Origin of the sequence: Sphingobacterium sp. ML3W (assembly GCF_029542085.1) — a bacterium.
GTDB lineage: Bacteria > Bacteroidota > Bacteroidia > Sphingobacteriales > Sphingobacteriaceae > Sphingobacterium.
In genome coordinates, this window is the sequence record NZ_CP107036.1 from 2,115,905 (window position 1) to 2,140,552 (window position 24,648).

The 24,648-nt window shown below is 40.5% G+C and carries 21 protein-coding genes; 4 read left to right on the top strand and 17 right to left on the bottom strand.

The window, feature by feature from the left end; all coding sequences use genetic code 11:
- The first annotated feature begins 1 nt into the window (after position 1).
- On the top strand, positions 2-3,085 hold the full coding sequence (locus tag OGI71_RS09050) for an efflux RND transporter permease subunit (RefSeq protein ID WP_282255087.1): 3,084 nt from the start codon (positions 2-4) through the stop codon (positions 3,083-3,085).
- A gap of 7 nt (positions 3,086-3,092) precedes the next feature.
- Positions 3,093-4,394, top strand: a complete 1,302-nt coding sequence (locus OGI71_RS09055; RefSeq protein ID WP_282255089.1) for a TolC family protein — start codon at positions 3,093-3,095, stop codon at positions 4,392-4,394.
- 119 nt (positions 4,395-4,513) lie between these two features.
- Here the strand turns inward: OGI71_RS09055 and OGI71_RS09060 are convergent, their stop codons facing one another.
- Positions 4,514-4,780, bottom strand: a complete 267-nt coding sequence (locus OGI71_RS09060; protein ID WP_223579705.1) for a hypothetical protein — start codon at positions 4,778-4,780, stop codon at positions 4,514-4,516.
- A gap of 323 nt (positions 4,781-5,103) precedes the next feature.
- Here OGI71_RS09060 and OGI71_RS09065 point away from each other — a divergent pair, with 323 nt between their 5' ends.
- The gene (locus OGI71_RS09065) at positions 5,104-5,829 is read left to right on the top strand and encodes an acyl-ACP thioesterase domain-containing protein (protein WP_223579696.1); all 726 of its coding nucleotides are present in this window, start codon (positions 5,104-5,106) and stop codon (positions 5,827-5,829) included.
- A gap of 58 nt (positions 5,830-5,887) precedes the next feature.
- On the opposite strand, the gene OGI71_RS09070 is transcribed toward OGI71_RS09065, so the two are convergent.
- The 16 genes from OGI71_RS09070 to OGI71_RS09145 all read right to left on the bottom strand — a co-directional run bounded on the left by OGI71_RS09070 (position 5,888) and on the right by OGI71_RS09145 (position 23,241).
- Entirely contained in the window at positions 5,888-6,517 is a 630-nt protein-coding gene (locus tag OGI71_RS09070) for a gluconate 2-dehydrogenase subunit 3 family protein (RefSeq protein ID WP_282255090.1), read from the bottom strand.
- A 19-nt stretch (positions 6,518-6,536) separates the two neighbouring features.
- Positions 6,537-7,970, bottom strand: a complete 1,434-nt coding sequence (locus OGI71_RS09075; protein WP_120258079.1) for a Gfo/Idh/MocA family oxidoreductase — start codon at positions 7,968-7,970, stop codon at positions 6,537-6,539.
- Positions 7,971-7,989: 19 nt separating this feature from the next.
- Complete coding sequence (locus OGI71_RS09080) at positions 7,990-9,675, bottom strand: GMC family oxidoreductase (RefSeq protein WP_223579688.1); 1,686 nt, start codon at positions 9,673-9,675, stop codon at positions 7,990-7,992.
- Positions 9,676-9,717: 42 nt separating this feature from the next.
- Positions 9,718-10,956, bottom strand: coding sequence for a nucleoside permease (locus tag OGI71_RS09085; protein ID WP_282256140.1), 1,239 nt, complete (start codon positions 10,954-10,956; stop codon positions 9,718-9,720).
- 94 nt (positions 10,957-11,050) lie between these two features.
- On the bottom strand, positions 11,051-11,974 hold the full coding sequence (locus OGI71_RS09090; RefSeq protein WP_223579685.1) for a TIM barrel protein: 924 nt from the start codon (positions 11,972-11,974) through the stop codon (positions 11,051-11,053).
- 15 nt (positions 11,975-11,989) lie between these two features.
- Positions 11,990-13,012, bottom strand: a complete 1,023-nt coding sequence (locus OGI71_RS09095) for an FAD:protein FMN transferase (RefSeq protein WP_282255093.1) — start codon at positions 13,010-13,012, stop codon at positions 11,990-11,992.
- Between the two features lie 13 nt (positions 13,013-13,025).
- Positions 13,026-14,339 (bottom strand): Gfo/Idh/MocA family oxidoreductase, encoded by a 1,314-nt coding sequence (locus OGI71_RS09100; RefSeq protein WP_282255094.1) that lies wholly within the window; start codon positions 14,337-14,339, stop codon positions 13,026-13,028.
- A 28-nt stretch (positions 14,340-14,367) separates the two neighbouring features.
- A complete protein-coding gene (locus OGI71_RS09105) occupies positions 14,368-15,336 on the bottom strand; it encodes an SUMF1/EgtB/PvdO family nonheme iron enzyme (RefSeq protein ID WP_223579648.1) in 969 nt (322 codons plus the stop codon).
- A 239-nt stretch (positions 15,337-15,575) separates the two neighbouring features.
- Positions 15,576-16,166 carry a hypothetical protein gene (locus tag OGI71_RS09110; protein WP_120258085.1) on the bottom strand — a complete coding sequence of 197 codons (591 nt, stop codon included), beginning with the start codon at positions 16,164-16,166 and terminating at the stop codon, positions 15,576-15,578.
- 5 nt (positions 16,167-16,171) lie between these two features.
- Positions 16,172-16,915: a hypothetical protein gene (locus OGI71_RS09115; protein ID WP_282255100.1), complete on the bottom strand. Its 744-nt coding sequence runs from the start codon at positions 16,913-16,915 to the stop codon at positions 16,172-16,174.
- A 291-nt stretch (positions 16,916-17,206) separates the two neighbouring features.
- Entirely contained in the window at positions 17,207-17,470 is a 264-nt protein-coding gene (rpmA, locus tag OGI71_RS09120; RefSeq protein WP_046672918.1) for a 50S ribosomal protein L27, read from the bottom strand.
- A 43-nt stretch (positions 17,471-17,513) separates the two neighbouring features.
- Positions 17,514-17,825 carry a 50S ribosomal protein L21 gene (rplU, locus tag OGI71_RS09125; protein WP_028068281.1) on the bottom strand — a complete coding sequence of 104 codons (312 nt, stop codon included), beginning with the start codon at positions 17,823-17,825 and terminating at the stop codon, positions 17,514-17,516.
- 148 nt (positions 17,826-17,973) lie between these two features.
- Entirely contained in the window at positions 17,974-20,016 is a 2,043-nt protein-coding gene (locus OGI71_RS09130; RefSeq protein WP_282255103.1) for a M13 family metallopeptidase, read from the bottom strand.
- Between the two features lie 68 nt (positions 20,017-20,084).
- Positions 20,085-21,593 (bottom strand): bifunctional GNAT family N-acetyltransferase/carbon-nitrogen hydrolase family protein, encoded by a 1,509-nt coding sequence (locus OGI71_RS09135; RefSeq protein ID WP_282255104.1) that lies wholly within the window; start codon positions 21,591-21,593, stop codon positions 20,085-20,087.
- Between the two features lie 151 nt (positions 21,594-21,744).
- Positions 21,745-22,086, bottom strand: coding sequence for a DUF3467 domain-containing protein (locus tag OGI71_RS09140; protein ID WP_120258089.1), 342 nt, complete (start codon positions 22,084-22,086; stop codon positions 21,745-21,747).
- 36 nt (positions 22,087-22,122) lie between these two features.
- Positions 22,123-23,241: a M42 family metallopeptidase gene (locus tag OGI71_RS09145; RefSeq protein ID WP_120258090.1), complete on the bottom strand. Its 1,119-nt coding sequence runs from the start codon at positions 23,239-23,241 to the stop codon at positions 22,123-22,125.
- Positions 23,242-23,403: 162 nt separating this feature from the next.
- Here OGI71_RS09145 and lgt point away from each other — a divergent pair, with 162 nt between their 5' ends.
- Complete coding sequence (lgt, locus tag OGI71_RS09150) at positions 23,404-24,219, top strand: prolipoprotein diacylglyceryl transferase (protein ID WP_120258091.1); 816 nt, start codon at positions 23,404-23,406, stop codon at positions 24,217-24,219.
- Positions 24,220-24,648 lie beyond the last annotated feature (429 nt).

A 24,648-nucleotide genomic window follows, 5' to 3' on the forward strand; every position in this document is an offset into this window, starting at 1 on the left:
CATGAATTTATCTGCCGTTTTTATTAAGCGCCCTGTGCTAACCATTGTCGTCAATATTACGATTATTCTATTTGGCTACATTGGCTTTAGCTTTCTGGGTGTGCGTGAATACCCTTCCATTGATCCGGCGATCGTATCGGTGCGCACCAACTATGCTGGTGCCAATCCCGATATTATCGAATCCCAGATCACCGAGCCTTTAGAGAAAGCGATTAACTCCATCGATGGTATCCGCAACATATCCTCCTCCAGCAATCAGGGATCCAGCAATATCACCATCGAATTTGATTTAAAGAAAAATCTGGAAGAGGCCGCCAATGACGTCCGTGACAAGGTGTCCCAAGCAGTGAGAAGTTTGCCTCAGGATATCGATGCTCCTCCCGTTGTGTCAAAAGCCGATGCGGACTCCGACCCCATCATTACGCTCACCTTGCAAAGCGAAACGAGGGATAAACTATCATTGAGCGACTATGCCGAAAATGTTATCTCCGAAAGATTACAGACCATCCCCGGCGTCAGTAGCACGCAAATCTATGGTCAAAAACGATATGCCATGCGGCTATGGCTCAACCCCGACCGGATGGCAGCCTACGGCATTACCGCCTCCGATATTCGTACCGCACTAAATAACCAAAATGTTGAATTACCTTCTGGTAAAATTGTTGGTAATACCACCGAATTAACTGTAAAAACAGTAGGAAACCTTTCAACACCGGAGCAATTTAACAATATTGTCCTAAAAGCAGATAGTACGCGCTTGGTTAAGTTTATAGACATTGGCCGTGCCGAAATTGACGCAGAAAATTTAGAGACCAAAATGGTCAGTAATGGCAAACAACTGGTCGGCGTTGCCATTATTCCACAGCCAGGTACAAATTACCTTGATATAGCCGACAATTTTTACAAGATGCTCGATCAGATGAAAGAAGATATCCCACAGGATATCAGTATCAATATCGCATCCGACAACACCAAATTCATCAAAAAATCCGTTGTAGAGGTTGCTGAGACCTTACTGATTTCCATCGTCTTGGTTACGCTGATCATCTATTTCTTCTTTCGCGACTGGGGAATAGCCTTGCGACCGCTATTGGATATCCCAGTTTCATTGATCGCGACTTTTTTTATCATGTACATTTTTGGCTTTTCGATCAATGTACTTACCCTGCTTGCAATTGTATTGGCCACAGGGCTCGTAGTCGATGATGGGATTGTCGTTACCGAAAACATTTTTAAGAAAGTTGAAGAAGGCATGTCCCCTATTGAAGCTGCTTTAAAGGGCTCAAAGGAGATTTTCTTTGCTGTTATTTCCATTTCCATTACACTTGCTTCTGTTTTCTTACCTGTCATATTTCTGGAGGGATTCGTCGGCCGACTGTTTCGGGAATTCGGTGTGGTCATCGCGTCGGCTGTATTGGTATCAGCCTTTGTTTCACTGACGTTGACTCCTATGCTTAATGCTTACCTGATTAAGGGCGGCGGTCACAAAAAGACCCGCTTTTATGAATGGACTGAACCGATGTTTGTGAAAATGAACAAAGGTTACGCCAATTCCCTGGATAAATTCATGAAATTCAAATGGATAAGCTTCCCCATCTTATTGATCTGTTTTGTCATCATTGCGGTGATTTTCTCCTCGATCAAAAAAGAAACAGCTCCTTATGACGACCGGAGTGCCATAATGGTCAATGTTACTGGACCCGAGGGAGCAACCTATGAATACATGGATCGTTATATGCAGGAACTGGATAAACTGGTTTACGATTCGATTCCGGAAAATAAGATCAGTTTGAATATCACCTCTCCAGGTTTCGGGGCAAGTTCTGTCAACTCTGGGCGTATTCGGATGACCCTGGTCGATCCGGAAGAACGCACAAGGTCACAAGATGATGTTGCAAAAGAGCTGACCAAATGGACAAAAAAATACGATGGGGTACGTGTCAATGTATCGCAGACGCCAACCATTTCAATGAACCGTCGAGGCGGTTTACCAGTGCAATATATTATTCAGGCACAAAACTTTGAAAAGCTTCAGGAAAAAATACCGGAATTTATGAATGAGGTGAATAATGATCCGACATTCTCAACAACAGATATCAATCTGAAGTTTAACAAACCCGAACTTCATGTCGAGATCGATCGCTTAAAAGCCTTAAGTATGGGCGTATCTGTACTCGATGTATCCCAATCCCTTCAATTATTGTTAAGCGGTCAGCGTTTTGCTTATTTTATGCGTGATGGCAAGCAATATCAGGTGATTGGGCAGGTTGATAACAATAGACGGGCAACACCAACAGATCTGACTTCAATTTATGTGCGCAATAATATCGGACAGCTCATACAACTCGATAACGTTGTCAATGTCAAAGAAGAAAGTAGTCCGCCTCAACTATACCACAATAATCGGTATATGTCTGCGACAGTGTCTGCAGGCTTGGCTCCGGGCATGAGTATGAGTGACGGTATCGCTGCAATGGATCGTATCAAGGAGAAAGTATTGGATCAAAGTTTTACCACTGACCTCAGTGGCGAATCCCGTGATTTCGTCGAAAGTAGTTCCAATACTCTATTTGCTTTTGGATTGGCCCTACTGTTGATCTATTTGATATTAGCAGCTCAGTTTGAAAGCTTCCTAGATCCTTTTATCATCATCCTTACAGTCCCAATGGCTGTCGCCGGTGCACTGATCAGTCTATGGTTATTTGATCAGACCTGGAATATATTCAGCCAGATCGGAACCATTATGTTGATAGGTCTCGTGACGAAAAACGGGATCTTGATTGTTGAATTTGCCAACCAGATGCGGGAAGAAGGTATGGAAAAATTTGAAGCGATCATGCACTCGGCCGAATCACGCTTGCGACCGATCTTAATGACCAGTCTGGCCATTGCACTCGGTGCATTACCCATTGCGATGTCCCTAGGTGCGGCCTCTACGAGCCGTATAGGTATGGGGGTTGTCATCGTCGGTGGTACCATATTCTCGTTGATACTGACCTTGTTTATTATCCCTGCAATTTATTACATGTGGTCAAGACCAAAGAAACACAGACCTGAATTTGATAACATAAAAAGCTACGAATAGATCAGACATGAAGAGAAATGTAATCATAACACTGCTGCTTAGTTTCATCCTAATTCAAGCCCATGCACAACAAATGTTGACGCTAGAAGAAGCATTGACAACCACTTTGAGCAACAACTTTAATATCCTTTTGGCCAAAAATGACAACAAAATAGACATTGAAAACACAAGCCTCGGTAGTGCTGGAATGCTGCCTGCAGTCACCGGAACTTTTAGCAGGAGCAATTCTATCCAAAATTCCCGGCAAGTAAGAAATGACGGGCAGGTGCAGCAGATTTCCAACGCGAAAAACGACAACATGTCCTATGGAGTCAATCTCAACTGGACAGTATTTGACGGATTCGGTATGTTTGCCCGTCGCGATAGGTTCAAAGAAATACAGCGTCAAGGTGAGGCCGAAATCAAATTTGAGGTAATCAGTCAATTGAGTGAAGTTATCGCTACCTATTACGGTTTAGTGCAACAAAAGCGTTTATTGAATGCTTTAGATACGACCATTACCCTGTCTCAATATCGCGTTACCCTAGCCGAGAACCGTTTGGAGATCGGAAAGGGATCTAAATTAGATTTACTGAATGCAAAAGTAGATCTAAATACTGATCAGACCAATTTGCTACGTCAACGGGAGAGTTTCCAAAACACCAAGACCTACCTGAACCAGCTCATGACCCGTGATCTAGGCATAGATTTTCAAGTTGAAGACGAAATGAAATTGAATACCGACCTTAAACTGGGCGATCTGATCCAGATCGCGGATCAACAGAATCCGCAGGTACAGCTCGCGCTTATCAACAGACGAGTTGCCGAACTAAACCTAAAAGCAGTAAAAGCAGAACGTTATCCCAAAATAGGCCTGAATACAGGCTATAACTGGAATGAATCCCACTCCTCATTGGGTTTCTCCACTGAGAACAAAAATAAAGGTCTCAACTACGGCGTTACTGCTTCCCTGAATATCTTTAATGGATTTATTCAAAACAGAAATGAAAGGATTGCCAAATTTCAGGTACAAAGCACCGAAATACAGATCCAACAACAAAAGCAGAGTATACAGGCACAAGTTAGGACACTATTTCAAACCTATATCACTAACATCGAATTAGCGGACGTAGAAAAAAAGAATGAGGAGCTCGCCAAAGAAAATCTAAATATCACCATGGATAAATTCCGTATAGGAACAATCACGACCCTTGAGGTTAGAACGGCGCAACTAAATTATATCAATGCCATGACACGAAGCTATACTGCACAATACGATGCAAAGGTTTCGGAAATACGCCTGAAAGAATTAACAGGCGAAACATATTAGTTTTCATGAATTATTTTGCTGCAAGTGAGCAGCAGAACCAATCTGTTCACATTGGAAATTGACTATTAAAAAAGCTCCTGAAAAATTTCAGGAGCTTTTTTTATCGGAAGTCGTTCTTATTAATAGTCAATTGCAATAATAGACCGAAGTGGGATCAATACGCCACTTTTGATCTGGATATATCTATCGGTTAATGACCACACTGTGGTTTCGATACGCTTTGGTCCGGAATCTGTTTGAAAGGCTATTTCAGTCTTGGATTTAAATTCGTTTCCCAACCGAAGGGCCCCTTTCAATTTATCCATAAAACTCGATGACTTATCTTCACTCGCAGGGATAAATTTAAATTGAGGAATTTCCTCTTTAGCTATTAGTTCTCCAACCATAATATTAGCATTTAATGTGTAAATTTAATGTTTCGCGTTACACTAGATATAACGTGATAAAACCAATCTTATTTTATTATTTTATGCCATTGGCTTATTTAAATCTACCTAATCCGATGATAATAATCAATTAAATATTTGAAAACTATCATTTATTTTACAATAAAAAAACGATTGACAGCTTTCCGCTTTTTTGTCTATTTATGCCCAAAAACTACCCAACAGTTTATATTATCGGAATATCTTAAAATTTTGTCATTTCATTTTGAATTTAAGCCACAAATCAGTCATATTGCCTAATTTTGCAAAAAACTAAACAACAGATGGAAAAATCAGTCTTTGAGAAAAACTGGGAAATTTATTTCACACAATGTTACTCCAATGGTCGTATCCGTTTCTCCGACTTGTCAAATATTCTTCAACTTACTGCTGGCGAACATGCGACCAATGTTGGTTTCGGTTTTAAAGAAATGGCCAAACACAACCAAACTTGGGTGCTCAGTCGAATGCGTATTGAAATCAACAGATTACCCAAATGGATGGACATTGTCCAGGTAAAAACATGGATACAAGAACTAGAAGGTGCGCGCTCTACACGTAATTTCGAAATTTTGGTGAATGGGCAGGTGTATGTCACGGCGACAAGCTATTGGGCGGTAATCAATACCGTAAAAAGAAGTTCCGAAGATCTGGCTATTTCGGCTGCGGGCTTTACAACTTACCCCGATCGCCCTGCAACACAACGACCATTCTCAAAGTTGGATATTTCTCAGCTTGTCAAAAATATAGATCAATATATTGTCAAGTTATCCGACCTTGATATTGTCAATCATGCCAATAATGTCAAATACCTGGATTGGTGTATGGATAGACTCCCAATCGAACTCGTGCTGACCAATCAGATCAAATCGTTGGAGATGAATTACCTCAGAGAACTTCGTTACAATGACACAGTGGACATTAACGGCGATTCAACGGATAAAGGCTATTTTATGACCGTGACAAAACAACAACGTATTCATTTTGCACTGGAAGTAGAAACTAAATAACAATAAAATAAAAAAGGAGGCTTGGGCCTCCTTTTTTATTTTGCGCAAAGCATATGTACTATGCAAATGCCTTGTCTCCTTTTTTGTAAGGAAAGTTCCCGTCATATTTTCCAGGAATTTTGACAAAACGTAATGCTTTTGTACAACCCAATTCTGAGTTAAAGAAACCTGTCAACGTCAATTGCTTAAACATTGTGAACCAGTGTGGTGGATCATTTTCTACGTAATTATACAATTGATTTTGTTTTTCTTTGTTTTTCTCCAGGATGTCCTTTTGCTCTTCAGCTTGTTTCTTATTAAACTCATTTGCTTCTTTATCCAAAGCTGCTGCTACCGCTGTGCGATCTGCAGCCGAAAGCTCAAGGAAAGGTTTTCCTTTGACTTCTTTTGCTTTATTATCCAAGCTTGCAAGACCAGTTATAAATGCTTTTTGTTGCTTTTCAGTGTAACAGTCACGGACCATCACAGGAATAAAGCTTCCTACACCAGCTTCTTTCGCTCCAGGAGTAGCTGTCGCAGGTAAAATAGCCTCAGCTAGATCGCCCAACAAATCTGTCGTTTTTGCTTCAAATAAGCCTTCCACATCCTTTGTAGCCGAACGCGTACAGCCTTCCAAAAATAAATTGGCGCCGATAACGGTACCTCCTAAAATCAAGGCAACCCGTTGTAATGCTTCTCTTCTATTCATACTACTAAATATCTTAATTTTAGAAATTATATTTCATTTCCCAACCTTGTCTGTAATTACGTTTGACATACTGATTCACATGATCAAAGTTTGTCACACGCATATTGTCATTATCCCATAACAATTTTAGATTACGTCCTGGATATTTTCCATCTAAACGTAAATCAGCGCCTCTAATTGCTAGGTTAGCCATCAACAAAGCTTCAGTTAATGGACCAGCAATTTCAAATGGTGAACTTACTTCTTTTTTACCATAACCAGCTTGACAAGCTTCCACCCATTGTGCATAGTGGCCTGACTCTTGTCCCGGTACACGTGCATATTTCTGAGCAACTTGATCTTTTCTTGATGTTGGTAACAAACGTGCATTTTGACCGTAAGTATCCGCAAGGATCTTACCTTTGGTACCGACTAACAAGATACCGTTACCACCATCACCGAAGATTTCATTTGGTCCCAGTTCATCCGGACGTGCAGGTTGAATACCACCGTCCATCCAATGTAATGTTACAGGACCATTTGTACGCGGTGTTTTAGGGAATGTTAATGTCGCATGACTTGATGGCGGGCAGCTCTCAGGGAAATAACCACGTTTGAACTCATCCACATAAACAGAACCTACAGTTGCCTGTACATCTTGCACATAAGTCAGACCTAAGGTACTGAAAGGAACTTCCAACAAGTGACAACCCATATCACCCAATGCACCAGTACCGTAATCCCACCAGCCACGCCAGTTGAACGGCACCAATTTATCTACATACTCCTTGTGAGGAGCAGTTCCCAACCAAAGATCCCAATCCAATTCTTTCGGAATTTCAGCCTTACCTGTAGGCCATGCAATACCGGAAGGCCATACTGGACGGTCAGTCCAGCAATATACTGTATGTACATCACCGATTAAACCAGCTTCGTACCATTCACGGACAAAACGTGGCCCATCGTTGGATGCCCCTTGGTTTCCCATCTGGGTTACAACTTTATATTTCTTCGCGGCATGCGTCAGTGCTCTTGCTTCCCAGACATCATGAGTCAATGGTTTCTGAACATAGACGTGCTTGCCCAATTGCATCGCTGCCAAGGCCTGAATCGCATGTTGATGATCTGGAGTAGAAACAGAAACAGCTTCAATGCGTTTATGCTCTTTGTCCAACATCTCCCGATAATCTTTATAATATTTTGCTTTTGGGTAACGTTTCAACGCACCCGCAGCACGACGATCATCCACGTCACATAAGAAAGCGAGATCCGCTTTACCTGAATCATGAAATGAGTTAATGTCGCTGAATCCTTTACCACCTACACCAATACCAGCTATTTGTAACTTATCACTAGGAGCGATGAAACCATTTCCTCCTAATACATGACGAGGAACGATCATAAAGGCTGCCGCAGCGGTTGCCGCAGTCTTTAAGAAATCTCTTCTACTCGACTTATTTGAGTTATTTTCCATTGTTATCAATCTTTAGCTATTAGATATTACCTTTTTTCAATTCACTAACTGCATAATCGACCGCACGCGCAGTAAGTGCCATATAAGTAAGTGAAGGGTTGACACAACCAGCAGAAGTCATACAAGCACCGTCTGTAACAAATACATTCAACGCATCCCAAACCTGGTTATTACCGTTCAATACCGATGTTTTAGGATCGAGCCCCATACGCGCTGTTCCCATCTCATGGATACCTTGGCCAAGTCCATATACGTTGTCATATGTATAGGTATCTTTTACGCCAATGCTTTCCAGCATTTCCTTCATTTCATTTTGCATGTCAGCACGCATCTTCAATTCATTATCTTTGATTTCGGCATCAAATGATAATACAGGCAAACCCCATTTATCTTTTTTGCTTTTATCAAGCGTAATTTTATTTTCATGGTACGGTAAGGTTTCTCCGAAAGCCGTAAAGCCCACGTTCCAGTTACCTGGTTCACAGATAGCATCTTTCCATGCACCACCAACTTCCATCTCTGCAACAGCACCAGACCAACGGCCTCTACCTGCGGCACCTTGATAGCCAAATCCACGAACGTAATCACGTTTCTTCGTATCGCCATCAACGTTTACAAAACGTGGCACATATAAGCCTGTTGGACGACGTCCAAAAACATAGCTATCCAAATATCCTTCCACATTACCACCGGCACCACAACGGAAGTGGTGATCCATTAAATTGTGACCAAGCTCTCCACTGCTACTTCCAAGACCACCTTCCCATACGTCGGTAGCTGAGTTCATCAATACCCAAGTCGAATTTAGTGCCGATGCGCACACAAAAATAACCTTAGCAAAGAACTCATAGGTTTTGTTTGTTTCAGCATCAACAATTTCAACACCCTTCGCTTTTTTCGTATTTTTATCGTAGATAATCTTTGTAACAATAGAAAACGGACGTAATGTTAGGTTGTTCGTTTTTTTCGCTGCCGGTAAAGTTGCCGATTGTGTACTAAAATAAGCACCAAAGTTACAACCTAACCAACATTGATTTTGATATTGACAGTTGACACGGCCCTCATGTGGCACAGTGATATTCGCTGTCCGTCCCATAATGAAATGACGCTTGCCACCGTATTGTTTTTTCAATCGTTCAGCCAAATCCTTTTCAACAATATTCATCGGCATTGGCGGCATATAATCACCGTCAGGAAGCGAAGCAACCCCGTCTCTATTCCCAGAGATACCAGCAAATTTTTCCGCATAGCTATACCAAGGTGCAATATCTTTATAACGGATCGGCCAATCTACCCCATGCCCATCTTTCAAGTTAGCCTCGAAATCTAGGTCACCAAGGCGATAAGATTGTCTACCCCACATTAATGATCTACCACCTACATGATACCCACGATACCAATCAAAACGCTTCACCTCTGTATAAGGACTATCTTTCTCATTCGCCCAAAGGTCAAGGTTCTTTTCGTTCAATGGATAATCTCTGCGCAATACTGGATAATCCTCAATCATTTGCTGGGTACGACCACCAGCATGAGGCCATTCCCATGGCATTTTGTTTGGCGCAGTATAATCCTTAATGTGTTCGATGTTACGACCACGCTCTAGCATAATTGTTTTCAGTCCTTTTTCTGTCAATTCTTTCGCAGCCCATCCACCACTTATCCCAGAACCGATTACAATCGCGTCATAAGTATTTGTTGCCATCTCTCTTCTAATTATTTGTTTTTAAATAGTTATTTTTTCTGTTTAGTGTGCAGCCTTGGCATTATCTACTTTCTCATCTTTAAAGAGAGCTAGAAAGATAAAAAACACCACTGCGGCAATAATCGCTGGAACAACCCAAGTATGATTCCAAAATCCAGCTAAATCTGTTGTCTTCAAATCTTTGTATTTGTCACCTACATAACCCGCGACCCAAAAGCCAATCAACTGACCTACACCGTAAGTTGCCAATGTAATCAATCCCTGTGCAGCAGATTTATACTTAACTCCAGCTTTGCTATCTGTATAAATCTGTCCTGAAACAAAGAAAAAGTCATAACAGATTCCATGTAAAGCGATACCGATAATTAACATAAATGAAAGTTCCCCTGCATTGCCATAAGCAAACAGTAGGTAACGGATTACCCACGCCAACATTCCTACCAAGATTGTTTTCTTGAATCCAAATTTTGTAAAGAAAACCGGAAGAGCCAATAAGAAAAGTACCTCAGATGCTTGACCTATCGTCATTTTACCAGTAGCATTTTCCAGCCCAATCTCAGAAAGAAAAGGATTTGCATTGGAATAATAGAATGCTAAAGGAATACAGATTAATACAGAGGATACAAAAAAGATCAAAAAGTTTTTGTCTTTCAACAATTTGATAGCATCTAAGCCAATGATTGATGCAAATGATGGTTTCTCACCTTCGTCCAATTTAACGGGTGGTGTTTTAGGCAATGCGAAAGAGAAGATACCCAATACCAAAGAAGCAATACCCGATAGTAAGAAGGTATTTTTTAATGCGCCTTCAGAAGCCTTTGCATCCCAAAAATAGCTGATAACTAAACCTGCAATGATCCAACCAATTGTTCCCCAGATACGTATTCCTGAGAATTGCTTTTCCGGATTTGTTAATTGGCGAAATGAAACTGAACTAGTTAAAGCCAACGTTGGCATATAAAGAATCATATAAGCCAATACATAAGGATAAAAAGTAGACATATCGGCCGCACCATACATCTGATACATTAATACGGCACCGACCAAGTGCAAAACACCCAAAATACGTTCGGCATTAAAATAACGATCGGCAATCATTCCTACAATAAAGGGAGCGATAATCGCACCCAATGACTGTGTCGAGAATACATTGGCCTTTTCAAATTCTGTTGCATGCAGATTCTTACTCAAAAAAGTGCCTAATGTGACAAACCATCCCCCCCAAATAAAAAATTCAAGGAACATCATGAAGGATAGTTTAAATTTTATTGTTGATGAAATCATAAATAAATGGTGTTTTACAATACTACTAATTGGTTTTACCTGCTCAATTTAAGAAATTAAATCTAATTGTCAATAGTACACTATTAAAATATTACAAAAAGCTATCGACCTCACGGTAGGCAGTTACCAATCTGTCTTCTCCCTCTTTACCGGGCTTAGAATTACCATGTTCCATACCCATTATACCCCTATATCCTTTAGTATGAATATGTTTGAAGACATTTTTATAATTGATCTCTCCTGTAGTGGGTTCTTTACGGCCCGGATTATCACCAATTTGAATATAGGCAATTTCATCCCAGCAACGGTTCATGTTAGCAATCAAATCCCCTTCTGTACGTTGCATATGGTAGATATCGTACAATATTTTACAAGAAGGACTATTGACAGCCTTACACATCGCATAGGTTTCATGCGTCTGTTGTAAAAATAATTCCGGCGTATCACTTAGAGTCTCTAGCACCATCACCAGACCATGTGGTTCGAAGATCTCTGCCCCTCTACGCATCGCCTCAAGGATATTGCTGAATTGATTTCCCCAAGGTAATCTCCGTTCATAAAATCCAGGGACTACCGTAAGCCATTTTGCATTACAGCGCTTGGCCGCTTCTACAGACTTATGACAGGTTTCGACAAATTTGTCTAAGAACTCTTTTTTACCTGTCGCTAAGGAAGGCATCCAATTTTGACCGCCATCAACGACAAATACACCCATCGTCATTCCCAATTTAGCCAATAGGTCTCCTACTTTCTTTTGCTCGTCCAATGTACGACCGAGGTAACCGTTATCTTCAATTCCCCTGAAACCCAAATCATGCATATAGCGGATTTCGTCCAGAAAGTTGTCCCCTGCGTGATTCTTGAACATCCCTTGATGTGGTGCATAATTTAGATTGAATGTCTTTCCTTTATCCATCATATTGGTCGCATTTTGGTTTGTTGAGGCAAATGTATGCCCAGATAATCCGGCTCCAGCGGCCAAAAGGCCACTTTTTATAAAATCAGATCTTTTCATTTTGTTTATAGTTGATTAATTTTTAAATAATTTACCAAATCCATCTGAATAAATCGTCTGAATGGCTTGGTTTTTATTCTTATAAATGACAAAAACTTCCACGTCTTTCAATTTCCTGGCCTTCGCGATAATCTCTGTCGGTTCCATTCCCATAAAGTAGTTGTCCAAAGCATCAGCATCCATGGCGGTTCTGGTATATACAGTAACACTTAATACACTGGTTGTATAAGGGAATCCTGTAACTGGATTAATATGATGCCCTAGTTTTTTATCCTTATATTTAATAAATTTCTCAAAACTACCAGCTGTGGTTAGCGCACCGGAGTTGAGTTGGACAACCGCTGTCATGATATCCTCCTGCTTGTTTTCGTCGGGCTGGACAATCCCAATGGAAAAGCCCTTTTGTCCTGGTGGAGTTCCCGAAGCTCTAATTTCACCGCCTACTTCCACCATATAATTGGAAATTCCTTTATGTTCGAGGTAATCAGCCAGCACATCGACGGTATACCCTTGTGCGATACCATTGACATCAATCTTAACCCCCTGCTTTTTCTTGATTAGCTGCTTGCGATTGACTTTAAGATGATGCATGCCTACAAATTGTTTCGCGGCGTAAACTGTTGCCGAATCCGGAGCAACCTGACTTTTTTTAACACCAAAGCCCCAAAGGTTGACCAGTGGGGCAATAGTAATATCGAATTGGCCTTTAGATAGTTTGTTGTATCGGAATGAAGCCGCAATGACATAGGCCATATGCTTATCCATTTCAATCTGCATAATGCTGTCTTGGTTGAACAAGGATATTTTCGAATCCTTGCGATAGATCGACATGGATAGATCGATAACTTTTAAGATGCTATCAATCTCCGACCGCCTGACAAGACTATCCGAAGCGAAATAAGTAACGTGAAACTGCGTGCCTTGTGCGGGGCCTTCCAGGCGAATCTTGCTTAACTCTTTTTGACCAGTTTGTGCCTGTAAACCAAGCGCCCCAATAATAAAAAAGAATATACAGCAGATTTCCCTATTTAGCCCCATCACTGCACTGCTATTAAATATAAAGGTTTGTATTTTGACCGGGGTTTGCTACAGCGTAAAAACCCTCTGTATCAGGAAGTAATTTCGGTTTAGCATCCCACGCCAGTACATCCGGCCCCAATTTGATCGTTGATTTCAATGCCTCATCCCATTTGATAACCTTACCTGTATAACAAGCAATACGTCCGATGATCCCCGTTAACGTGCTATAAGCACCATATTCTGCATTGTCAAACTTATACTCACCTTTAGTGATTGCTTCAAAAAGTTCTTTGTGTTCTTGTTGGTAAGGATTTGGATTACCTTTCGCGTCATGGCGATAGATCTCCTTACCTTTCCAATCATACAATACAGCCTGTCCACCAGCCGAAAGATATACACGACCTTTTGTCGCCTGAAACTGCTCATCAACGCGATTTTGTATTCCTTCAAAATGTCGACATTGGCTATATACCACACTGTTGTCTGCATAGGTCAGTTCGAGCGCAAAATTATCATAGATTTCGCCGTATTCTTTACCTGTACGGTGTGCTCTACTTCCTGTACCTTGGATCGATACCGGATAAGAACCTTTCACCCAGTTGGCAATGTCAATGTTGTGTACATGTTGCTCAACGATGTGGTCACCACACAACCAGTTGAAATAATACCAGTTACGCATCTGATATTCCATTTCAGATTGTTCTGGTTTACGTGGGCGTACCCATACCCCGCCCGAATTCCAATACACCTGTCCTGAAGTAATATCACCGATTGCGCCGTCATGGATACGCTTGATCGCTTCACGATAGTTGGTCTGATAGCGACGTTGCAAACCGACGACAACATTCAATTTTTTGCGTTTAGCCTCAGCAGCCGCACGTATAACTTGTTGCACACCTGGAATATCAACAGCAACAGGTTTCTCCATAAAAACATGTTTTCCCTGACGGATTGCTTCTTCAAAATGTGTTGGTCTAAACCCTGGAGGCGTCGCTAAAATAACAACATCAGCTAATTTAATAGCCTCTTTATAAGCATCAAATCCTACAAATTTATGGTTATCGCTGACATCGATTTTATCTTGCCATTTCTCTTTAAGCGTATTATATGTACTATCTAAATTATCTTTAAATGCATCAGCCAAAGCAACAACTTTGATGTTCGCTCCTGAGCTTAGGGCGTCAAATGTAGCACCGGTACCTCTACCTCCACAGCCAACTAAAGCCACTTTGATGACATCAGAACCAGCAGCATAGGCTCCGGATAAAGGCAGTGAGCTTAACATGGCACCGCCTGCGACCATGGCAGAAGTTTTAATAAAATCTCTTCTTTCTAGATTTTCCATAACAGTTTTATATTGATTATTTTATTTTTTAAAAATCTTTAATTGGTTTTTTATCATAATAAGCCATAATTTCTTCATGACTAGGTGGATTCAACGGTCGTACTAAACGCATACCGACAAATGGTGCTTCGGGAAACCACCAATTACTTTTTGGAACCTGAGGGTCCAATTGTTTCCAAATTGGGTCTGAGGCTCCACGGGCAGCCGAACGAAGATCTGCTGCAGCATGATCGAACGCTCCACCACGGACAACATGCGGATACAAAGTCGTTGGAACGACAACTGGATTCGTTAACACCTTATCTTTACCTTCAGTATAGCTATCGGCTTTGTATTGGTCATAGGTCCATTCCCCCACATTACCATAAATATCATAAAGGCCCCAAGGATTAGGTTTCTTCTCTCCTACAGCATGCGTTTTTTGCTCCGAATTATCTTTAAACCAGGCATAATCACCTAATTGAGCCTCTTTATCTCCAAAAAAATAAGCGGTCTTAGCCCCGGCACGTGCAGCATATTCCCATTCCGCCTCCGTTGGCAGACGATAGAATACACCTGTACGTACATATAACCATTTACAAAATTGAATCGCATTATAGTGCGTCATGGCAAGTGCAGGATGCCCTTCTTTACCAAAACCAAATGTCATATCAAGGTAGGGTTTCGTGGGTCTGGTGACGGCGTCTATTTCCGGCGCAACCTTACCATCTTTGCTTTTTGCGATTTCGTAATCTTTGTACAAAAAAGGCTCAAACAAATCCCAGGTCACTTCATACTGCCCCATCCAGAACGGATCAAGTTTAACCTCATGTACCGGCTTTTCATCATCCTTCCCGCCAGTGACAGATCCCATTTTGAAGCTTCCGCCCGGGATTGCTACCATTTTAAACGAAAGATTGGTCCCTTCAATGGTCTGCTCATAAGGATCAAACTTCTTTTGAGCAATAGCATGTACCCCGGCAAACAGCAAAACAGGAATTAAGAATCTTTTTAACATATTTAGGTTTCTATTTAAAGACTAAAATATAAAATAAGGTGTATACTTTACACTTTGACATTATAACTTTTTTATTACAGTTTAATTCTTACACAAAGGAACCTTTTGTAATAACGGTTTAGCAAGCAGACTTGCCCACTCCACAGGGAGGTTAAGGTTAGTCAAAAAAAGTTCCTTCAATAAAAAAGGTTTTCCATTCGCATGGGAAACCTTTTTATCTTTTTACTGATCCGTACCCCTTATAGCAGGATTTTTCGGCTCACCGCCTTATCTATGGTAATATATCCAGGATAGAATACCGATTGGCCAGCAATATTGATCGAAGGTTTAATTTTTAACGTAAATATTCCCTTTTTATTCTCGTCGCTGGACATTAAAAAATTTTGCAGATCCGAATTCACCAAAAGATCATAAATATTGGTTGCAATACGTACATTGGCCACAGTAGATTCACCAGGTTCAATTTGCAAGGATTGATTGACAATTCCTTCGACAAGCTGCTGGCCACCATATAGAATGATATATTGAAACTTATTGATGGATGCTTTCTTTAGTGTTGGATTATCTATTTTAAGACGAATTACGGCATCCAAAGGAATATCCTTTCGTAAGTAGGCCAAAGCCAGACTCGGTGCCGCCCCGAGGTCAATCTGATTATTTTTAATCAGACGCTGCAGCGACGTCCCTGCCAATCGAATACTGTCCACTGATTCTACGTCAAACTTACATTTCGCCAAGTTCTCGATCTGTGCTTTTTGTCTATTTACTCCGCATCCGGAAATGAATAAGCCCAAAAAGACCAAACATCCAAATAAAATTTTCTTGCTCATAGCCGCTATTTTCCTCCAAATTTATACAAAACTCCCAGTGTAAACAATGGGTAACCAGCTTTTAAATATGTATTGCTTTTAAAACCGAAAACCATACCATTTGTGTATTGCAACTTCCACCCTTTTCCAAGCCCCATCCTGGTATAAAACACAGGCTCAATAAGCATATTATCTTCGTTCTCGACTGGAAGGCCATCTATCGCAAAGTTCTTCATACGCATATTGCTCAATCTAATGATTGTACCGTAGTCAATATCATGTCTATTACCAAACAATTTCAGAGCATCCTTCTTTTCCGATGAAAAATTCACCTGCACGAAAATCTTGTCAAAGTCCATGTCTTGTGTCTCCACAATTGCTTGCCCCATCGTTGACGATCTTTTATCAATTACACTTGTGGTCCCAAGTCCATACCCACCATATACTTCAAATACCCGATTATTTTTCTTACCAAAACGCGTATAGTAACCTATGCCCGCTTCCCCCATTTTCTGCGCGTAGTCCTTGGTATTGGATCCATTGTCTACATAGGATCCATTAGCAATCACAGCAACGTGATCCGTCACTGCCACACCCAAATTTGCTGATACATTTGCCTTTGTATTTATATTTCCGGAGACATAAACCTCACCAGCTTCTGTAAACATAGGTGCCGAAGGAACATTGGGCATATAGATCGAACTACAGGAATATAGAGAGCAGGCAAACAATCCAGCACACAGACCATATCCAAACTTGTTGTATTTCATAAATCGGTATTTATCTTAAAAACACATATCCTTTATAAAAATTGTACCAAAGCGGTTACATTTAACAGAAAATAACAATTTACCTCATAAATAAAGACCCGTTTTTTTCCCTTATGAGAGCATCCACGAGTTTTTCTAACCAGCAAACAACTCTGATCCAATCAGATGGAACATTCCTTGATTTCGGCCGAATCATTGAATCTGTTAAAAATAAAATTTGGCAACAAAAAGTGATATACACAAAAAAAGGCATCAATTGCTTGATGCCTTCTTCAAATATTGTTGCAAACCTTATGCTTGTTCTGTAGGAACTACAGATACATAAGATTTATTGTTAGCTTTTTTACGGAAAACTACTTTACCGTCTACTAGAGCGAACAATGTGTGGTCTTTACCAATACCAACATTTGTGTCAGGATTGTGTTGTGTACCGCGTTGGCGTACGATGATGTTACCAGCGATTGCTTGTTGACCACCGAAGATTTTGATACCTAAACGCTTGCTATGTGACTCACGGCCGTTCTTAGAACTACCCGCACCTTTTTTGTGTGCCATTTCTTTATCTTAATTTAAGACTAATGTCTGATTAAAAATTCAATTATAACGTAATACCAGTGATCTGGATTTTAGAAAATTGTTGACGGTGACCGTTTTTCTTTTTGTAGCCTTTACGACGTTTTTTCTTGAAAACGATAACTTTATCGCCTTTTAAATGAGACAAAATTTTAGCCGAAACTTTTGCACCAGCAACGCTAGGTGTACCAATGGTAAATTTACCACCGTCTTCTGCTAACAATACATTGTCAAATTCAATACTAGCGCCTTCATCTCCTTGTAAACGGTGTACAAAAAGGAACTGGTCTTTTGCAACCTTAAATTGCTGTCCTGCTATATTTACTATTGCGTACATTGTTAATTAATTAAATGTGTTATTAAATGAAGGGCAAAAGTAATTAGTTTTTATCACAATTCAAAGATAAATCTATCTTTTTCCCTTCATTCTTCATCAACCAGTGTGTCTCTCCATCGGAAATAACAGACTAGCAAGTATTAACCTCTTACCAAACTAAAATTCTTTTTTCCGGTGCAACGTACATTTTAGCTGTAGGCTGCACATTAAATGCCTTATAAAATGCTTCCATATTATAAACAGGGCCATTTACACGGAACTGTTCCGGGCTATGTGGATCAACTTTCAAACGTAAACGCATGCGCTCATCGCTGCTTTTCACCCGCCATACCTGTGCAAAACTCAAAAAGAAACGCTGATCACCTGTAAAACCGTCAATCTTCTCATTCCCCTGCCCTTGTTTAGTCAGTTTAAATGCATCATAAGCAATGTTCAATCCACCAATGTCAGCTAGATTCTCCCCAAGGGTTAATTCTCCATTGACATGTTGATTATCCAATAAGGTGAAGCTGCCGTACAATTTCGTTACTTGATTTGCACGTTCGGTAAACTGTTTGGCATCTACTGCTGTCCACCAATCATTCAAATTACCAGCCTTATCATACTGTCTGCCCTGATCATCAAAACCATGTGTCATCTCATGACCTATGACAGCACCAATAGCACCATAGTTGATCGCATCATCCGCATTGGCGTCAAAGAATGGAAATTGTAGGATTCCCGCTGGGAATACAATCTCATTGTAGGGCGGATTATAATAAGCGTTCACGGTCGGTGTTGTCATGAGCCACTCCTTCTTATCAACAGGCTTACTTATTTTACTGACCATCTCCTTATAAGCATGCTTAGCTGAAGACTGCAGATTCGCATAATACGTATCTTTTGCAACTTCTACATCACTATAATCCTTCCATTTTTCAGGATAACCGATTTTCTTGACAAAAGCTTCCAATTTCTCGATTGCCTTTTTCTTGGTTTCTGGTGTCATCCAGTCTAATTTCTCGATTCTTGTCTTGTAGACCTTTTGCAAATTATCGACCAATTCCATCATGCGTTGTTTTGCCTCAGGTTTGAAATAGTCATCCACATAGAGCTTACCAACAATCTCACCCAGGTTTTCGTCAGCAGAACTAACCATCAGCTTCCAACGTTCTTTTTGTTGCTTTTGTCCATTGAGCGTCTTGCCAAATAGTTCAAATTTTGCATCGCGAAACTCCTTGCTCAGCGCAGTCGCAGAACCATTTGCCAAATCAGCTTTTAGTTTTGTTTTCCAGATATCTACAGGCTGTGATTTCAACAAATTATTTAATGCTAGATAGAACTTAGGTTGCTGTACCAAAATCGTATCAGTCTTCACCTCCAATCGCCCAAGAATATCTTTCCAATTCAAATTTGGGGTTTGTTTCTGGAAATCCTGAACGGCAAACTTATTGTAGTTTTTAATCGGATCCCGCAATTCAACAGGCGTTAAATGGGATTTTGCGATTTCCGTTTCCAGTTTTAGTACCTCTTCAGCAGATTTCTGGGCATTTGCTCCCTCACCGATCAATCCAAACAATTTAACCAAATAGGCCACATAAGCTTCCCTAATCTTTTTGGCTTTATCATCCTGATCCAGATAGTAGCTTGCCTCTGGCAGATTCAAACCACCTTGAAAAAACTGAAGTGCATTTTTATTGCTGATCCGATCATCAGCAGCCACATAAAAACTGAAAAGATCACCATCGCCATCTTTGAATCCATCTGCAGCATAGGCGATTAGTTCATCGACAGTTTTCAATGCATTGATTTTCTGAATCGTTCCTTCTATCGGCTTGGCTCCAAGTTTATCAATGGTGACGGTATCCATACCGCTCGCATAGAAATCACCGGCTTTCTGCTGATCTGATCCCTTCTTACTGTTGGACTGAGCAGCATTTTCCAATACTGTTTTTAATTTCTGCAAATTTTCATCCGCTAGAATATAAAATGAACCCCAGCCCGTTTCGGAAGCCGGTATCTGGGTATTTTTCATCCATGCACCATTCGCATATTGGAAGAAGTTATCACCAGGATTGACTGTTGTGTCCATGCCAGAAACATCAAAAAAATTGGTTCTGACTTCTTGTGCACCCTCTTTGCTCTTATTGGATTGACATGACAGCATCATTAAGACGATCGAGAGCGTCCCCCATTTGACTTTTTGTATCATACTTTATTAGATTAAAGAATATAATTAAAGCTAAGCATATTTTGAAGCGCTTCAAAAATACAGCGTAATTATTTCAAAAGTTTTACTTCATACAGGTCTTTGCGTCGATCTTTTTTGACTTTTACGGTACCATATTCATGTAAATCACGCAATGCATAAAGATCCACATCTGCGATCAGCACCATTTCCGCATTAGGTGTTGCTTCGGCTTTGATTGCATTGTTTGGAAATGCAAAATCTGATGGCGTAAAGACGGCAGATTGTGAATATTGAATATCCATATTATTGACGCGTGGCAGGTTACCCACGGACCCTGCAATGGCCACATAACATTCGTTTTCGATAGCCCGGGCCTGCGCACAAGTTCTGACCCGAATATAGCCATTCTGTGTATCGGTCATAAAAGGTACAAATAGAATCTGCATTCCCTGATCGGCCAAAATGCGGCTCAATTCCGGAAATTCTACGTCATAACAGATTAACAGGCCGACTTTCCCACAGTCTGTATCGAATACCTTTACCTCACTCCCCCCAACCATGCCATAGTATTTAAATTCATTTGGTGTGATATGAATTTTCTTAAATTCATCCAGCTTACCATTTCGATGACAGAGATAAGAAACATTATAAAGCTTCTTATTTTCCATCAGTGGCATAGATCCAGCAATAATATTCACGTTATAGGAAACCGCAAACTGCTGGATACGATCAATAATATCGGAAGTATGCTGCGCCAATCGTTCCATCGCCAAGCGTTCGGGAAGGTCATTGTAAGGGCTCATTAGCGGTGTGTTAAAAAACTCTGGAAACATGATAAAATCCGTTCCATAATCACTAACGGTATCCACAAAGAATTCGATCTGGTCGTAGAAAGCTTCAATATTATCAAATAAGCGCATCTGCCACTGCACCAGTCCCAGACGGATGGTCTGTTTTGTTGTCGAGATCGAACGAGTCTCCGATTCATAATAAATATTATTCCATTCCAGCAAGGTCGCAAATTCCATCGACTCAGCATCCTCTGGCAAATAATGTTTTAGGATCTTTTTAACATGAAAATCGTTGGAAAGTTGAAATGTCAAAGTCGGATCATATATTTCCTTGCGTTTTACCTTCTCAATATAAACCCTTGGACTCATTTTTTCCGCATAATTATGGTAGTTTGGAATCCGGCCACCAGCGACAATACATTTTAAGTTCATCTGCTCGCACAGTTCCTTACGTGCATCATATAGGCGCCGCCCCAGTCGCAATGCACGATGTTCCGGGTGGACAAATACCTCAATACCATACAACGTATCTCCCTCGTTGCTATGTTTGCTGAATTTACCGTCATCAATAATATCATAATAACTATCGTAGATGTTATTCTTTTTAGAATTGAGGATAATGGACAGCGCACAGGCAACCACATGCCCATCGATCTCCACACACAATTGTCCCTCTGGAAATATTTCGATCAGATCCAGAATATTTTCCTTTGACCAGGTCTCCCCCACACCATCATAAGCTTGCTCCATTGATTCCTTCAAACCAACATAATCCTTCTTTGTCAAGTTACGCACTTGAATATCCATATAAATCTCTTTTTGAAATAAGTTTTTCTAAAAATAGCAAAAGTCGGGCCCAAGCCCAAACCTCCGGGTAGTCCGGTATCCACAAATGGAGACAAAAAAAGGCGCCAATTGTTTTATTGGCGCCTTAATTATCGATAGATTATGCTATTGACTATGCTTGACCTTGAGGAGTTCCGAAAGGAAATGCTACTGTTGGATCACCACCTTGTTGTGGCTGTTCAGCAACACCCATATCCATTTTAATTGGACCGTTCAATGCTTCGAAACGATTTACGTTATCAACCAATGCACCTAACAAGCGTTTTGCGTGCTCTGGAGTCAAAACGATTCTTGATTTCACTTTTGCTTTTGGCACTCCTGGCATCACACGGATAAAGTCAACCACAAATTCTGTATTAGAGTGAGTGATAATCGCAAGATTTGAGTAGATTCCTTCTGCTACTTCTTCTGTCAACTCGATGCTCAATTCGTTTTGATTTTGGTTATTTTCCATAATAATTCTAAATGTAAGTTAATATAATCCTAAATTTTATTTTGTAAATGTTCTAAAGTCCTGTCCATCCTCGATATTCAACAATGTTTGATAGATCAAACGGATCACATTGTCTACGTCTTCTTTATGTACCATCTCAACCGTTGTATGCATATAACGCAAAGGCAAAGAAATCAACGCTGAAGGCACCCCACCATTGCTGTAAGCAAAAGCATCGGTATCTGTCCCCGTATAACGTGAACATGCCTGACGTTGGAATGGGATATTGTTTTCCTCAGCAACTTTAACCAACAGTTTATTCAAATTCACCTGAACCGCTGGAGCATAAGACAATACCGGACCTTTTCCAGAGAATAAATCTCCCTGTGTGATCTTGTTGATCATCGGCGTTTGGGTATCATGTGTCACGTCTGTAACAATGGCAACATTCGGCTTTATGCGGTCTGCAATCATTTCAGCACCACGCAATCCAATCTCTTCCTGCACCGAATTTACGATATATAATCCAAATGGCAATTTCTTTTTATTCTCTTTTAGCAGGCGCGCAACCTCGGCAATCATAAAGCCACCAGCACGATTGTCTAAGGCCCGTCCAATATAGTAACGATCATTTAAGATTGAAAAAGTGTCTTCATAGGTAATCACACAACCCACATGTACACCTAAGGCTTCCACCTCTTCTTTGGAACTGCATCCACAATCCAAAAAGATATTTTTTAGGGAAGGATTTTCTTCTTTCTCACCCGAACGTGTATGAATGGCAGGCCAGCCAAATACCGCTTTAACGATTCCTTTTTCTGTATGAATGTTCACCCGCTTGGAAGGCGCAATCTGATGATCAGAACCACCATTACGTACCACGTAGATCAATCCATCTTTTGTAATGTAATTAACAAACCAGGAGATTTCATCTGCGTGCGCTTCGATCACTACTTTATAGCTCGCTTTTGGGTTGATAACACCAACTGCTGTACCATAGTTATCCACGAATGTTTCGTCCACATAAGGCTTCAGATAATCCAGCCATAAACGTTGACCTTCCCATTCAAAGCCTGTGGGAGAAGCGTTGTTTATATATTTTTCAAAAAATGAAAGCGAATCTTTTGTCACGACCGCAGTCGTTTTCTGTTCTTTTTTCTTATTCTTTTCAGCCATCTTTTCCTTTTCTATTTACTTTCGTCAAAATATGAAAATTTCAATGAAATGCAAAAGTAAAAATGTTTTTTGGAATATTCCTTTTACATTTAACTTTGATTTTATTGAAAAATAAGATTAAACCTTATCTTTACCATGGTAATTTAAATAGACATAAAATATATGAATTCAATACTAAGTGCTATACATTGGAATATAGATCCCGAGATGTTCAACCTTGGCGCATTTGCCCTACGTTACTACGCCTTATGCTGGCTCCTCGCTTTTTTTGTTTCCTATGTTATTATGTTGCGTATTTTTAAAAAAGAGGGCCGCACGCAAGAACAACTGGACCAACTTTCCATCTATATCTTCCTCGGCACGCTGATTGGCGCACGACTTGGTCATTGTCTGTTCTACGATTTTGATTATTATAAAGACCATATTCTGGAAATTTTCCTACCTTTCAAATGGGATAAAAACGGTTTCCAAGTCACAGGTTTCGCCGGATTGGCTTCTCATGGGGGGGCTATCGGTATCCTCACAGCACTTTACCTCTTCTGCCGCAAAACAAAAACAGACTTTTTATGGTTGGCAGACCGATTGGTTGTGGTTGTTCCTATTGCTGGTGCGCTGATCCGTATCGGAAATTTTTTCAATTCCGAGATGGTCGGCACCCCTACGGATTTACCTTGGGCAATAATTTTTGACCGTCATGACAATATCCCTCGCCATCCGGGTCAGCTCTATGAAGCCATCGCCTATATTATCATCTTTATTATTATCGGCTCCTTATTCAAGTCAAACCCGAATCGTCAAAAAGGAAAATTATTCGGCATTTTTATGGTCTTGCTATTTGGTGCACGGATGGTATTGGAACATTTTAAAATTGATCAGGAAGATTTTGAACAAAGCATGTTGCTTAATATGGGCCAACTCTTGAGTATACCTTTTATTTTGGTTGGTCTCTATTTTATCTTTCGCAAACCAAAAGCGTAAAACAAACAGCGATCAAGTATTGTTCACAAAATACAAATTTAACAAGGCATCTTTTCTGCGAAAGATGCCTTTTTTTCATCATGCCCTAGCAGTTCAGGTTCCCTTACACTTTCGGGCCGCGATATTCCTTCGACAATGATGGCAGGCTCCTCCGACCCTCAGTCGAGGCGTCCTCACTATAAATCCATAATGAATCCGACATGAGTCCGTGGTGAGTCCGAGTTTAACACGGATTCAGGCTGCTGTCACCTTACTGACAAACTACTCGCACCTGCTCTCAGATACGAATCAGCCATGAATCAGGCTCGAATAAGAACAGAACAGTTGTTATATCCGGCATTAAACACGGACTCTATTTATATAAAACATATGAATATATACCATAAATAAATTATTGAATTTAAAACACCTACTTTCAATTTTCTATTA

Bases quoted from the DNA above. Each gene is read 5' to 3' on its own strand.
- OGI71_RS09070 (WP_282255090.1), bottom strand. From the start codon at position 6,517: ATGAATAGAAGAGAAGCATTACAACGGGTTGCCTTGATTTTAGGAGGT.
- OGI71_RS09060 (WP_223579705.1), bottom strand. From the start codon at position 4,780: ATGGTTGGAGAACTAATAGCTAAAGAGGAAATTCCTCAATTTAAATTT.
- OGI71_RS09110 (WP_120258085.1), bottom strand. From the start codon at position 16,166: ATGAGCAAGAAAATTTTATTTGGATGTTTGGTCTTTTTGGGCTTATTC.
- OGI71_RS09080 (WP_223579688.1), bottom strand. From the start codon at position 9,675: ATGGCAACAAATACTTATGACGCGATTGTAATCGGTTCTGGGATAAGT.
- OGI71_RS09100 (WP_282255094.1), bottom strand. From the start codon at position 14,339: ATGGAAAATCTAGAAAGAAGAGATTTTATTAAAACTTCTGCCATGGTC.
- OGI71_RS09135 (WP_282255104.1), bottom strand. From the start codon at position 21,593: ATGGATATTCAAGTGCGTAACTTGACAAAGAAGGATTATGTTGGTTTG.
- OGI71_RS09090 (WP_223579685.1), bottom strand. From the start codon at position 11,974: ATGAAAAGATCTGATTTTATAAAAAGTGGCCTTTTGGCCGCTGGAGCC.
- OGI71_RS09105 (WP_223579648.1), bottom strand. From the start codon at position 15,336: ATGTTAAAAAGATTCTTAATTCCTGTTTTGCTGTTTGCCGGGGTACAT.
- OGI71_RS09145 (WP_120258090.1), bottom strand. From the start codon at position 23,241: ATGGCTGAAAAGAATAAGAAAAAAGAACAGAAAACGACTGCGGTCGTG.
- OGI71_RS09050 (WP_282255087.1), top strand. From the start codon at position 2: ATGAATTTATCTGCCGTTTTTATTAAGCGCCCTGTGCTAACCATTGTC.
- OGI71_RS09075 (WP_120258079.1), bottom strand. From the start codon at position 7,970: ATGGAAAATAACTCAAATAAGTCGAGTAGAAGAGATTTCTTAAAGACT.
- rpmA (WP_046672918.1), bottom strand. From the start codon at position 17,470: ATGGCACACAAAAAAGGTGCGGGTAGTTCTAAGAACGGCCGTGAGTCA.
- OGI71_RS09115 (WP_282255100.1), bottom strand. From the start codon at position 16,915: ATGAAATACAACAAGTTTGGATATGGTCTGTGTGCTGGATTGTTTGCC.
- rplU (WP_028068281.1), bottom strand. From the start codon at position 17,825: ATGTACGCAATAGTAAATATAGCAGGACAGCAATTTAAGGTTGCAAAA.
- lgt (WP_120258091.1), top strand. From the start codon at position 23,404: ATGAATTCAATACTAAGTGCTATACATTGGAATATAGATCCCGAGATG.
- OGI71_RS09055 (WP_282255089.1), top strand. From the start codon at position 3,093: ATGAAGAGAAATGTAATCATAACACTGCTGCTTAGTTTCATCCTAATT.
- OGI71_RS09140 (WP_120258089.1), bottom strand. From the start codon at position 22,086: ATGGAAAATAACCAAAATCAAAACGAATTGAGCATCGAGTTGACAGAA.
- OGI71_RS09130 (WP_282255103.1), bottom strand. From the start codon at position 20,016: ATGATACAAAAAGTCAAATGGGGGACGCTCTCGATCGTCTTAATGATG.
- OGI71_RS09095 (WP_282255093.1), bottom strand. From the start codon at position 13,012: ATGGGGCTAAATAGGGAAATCTGCTGTATATTCTTTTTTATTATTGGG.
- OGI71_RS09065 (WP_223579696.1), top strand. From the start codon at position 5,104: ATGGAAAAATCAGTCTTTGAGAAAAACTGGGAAATTTATTTCACACAA.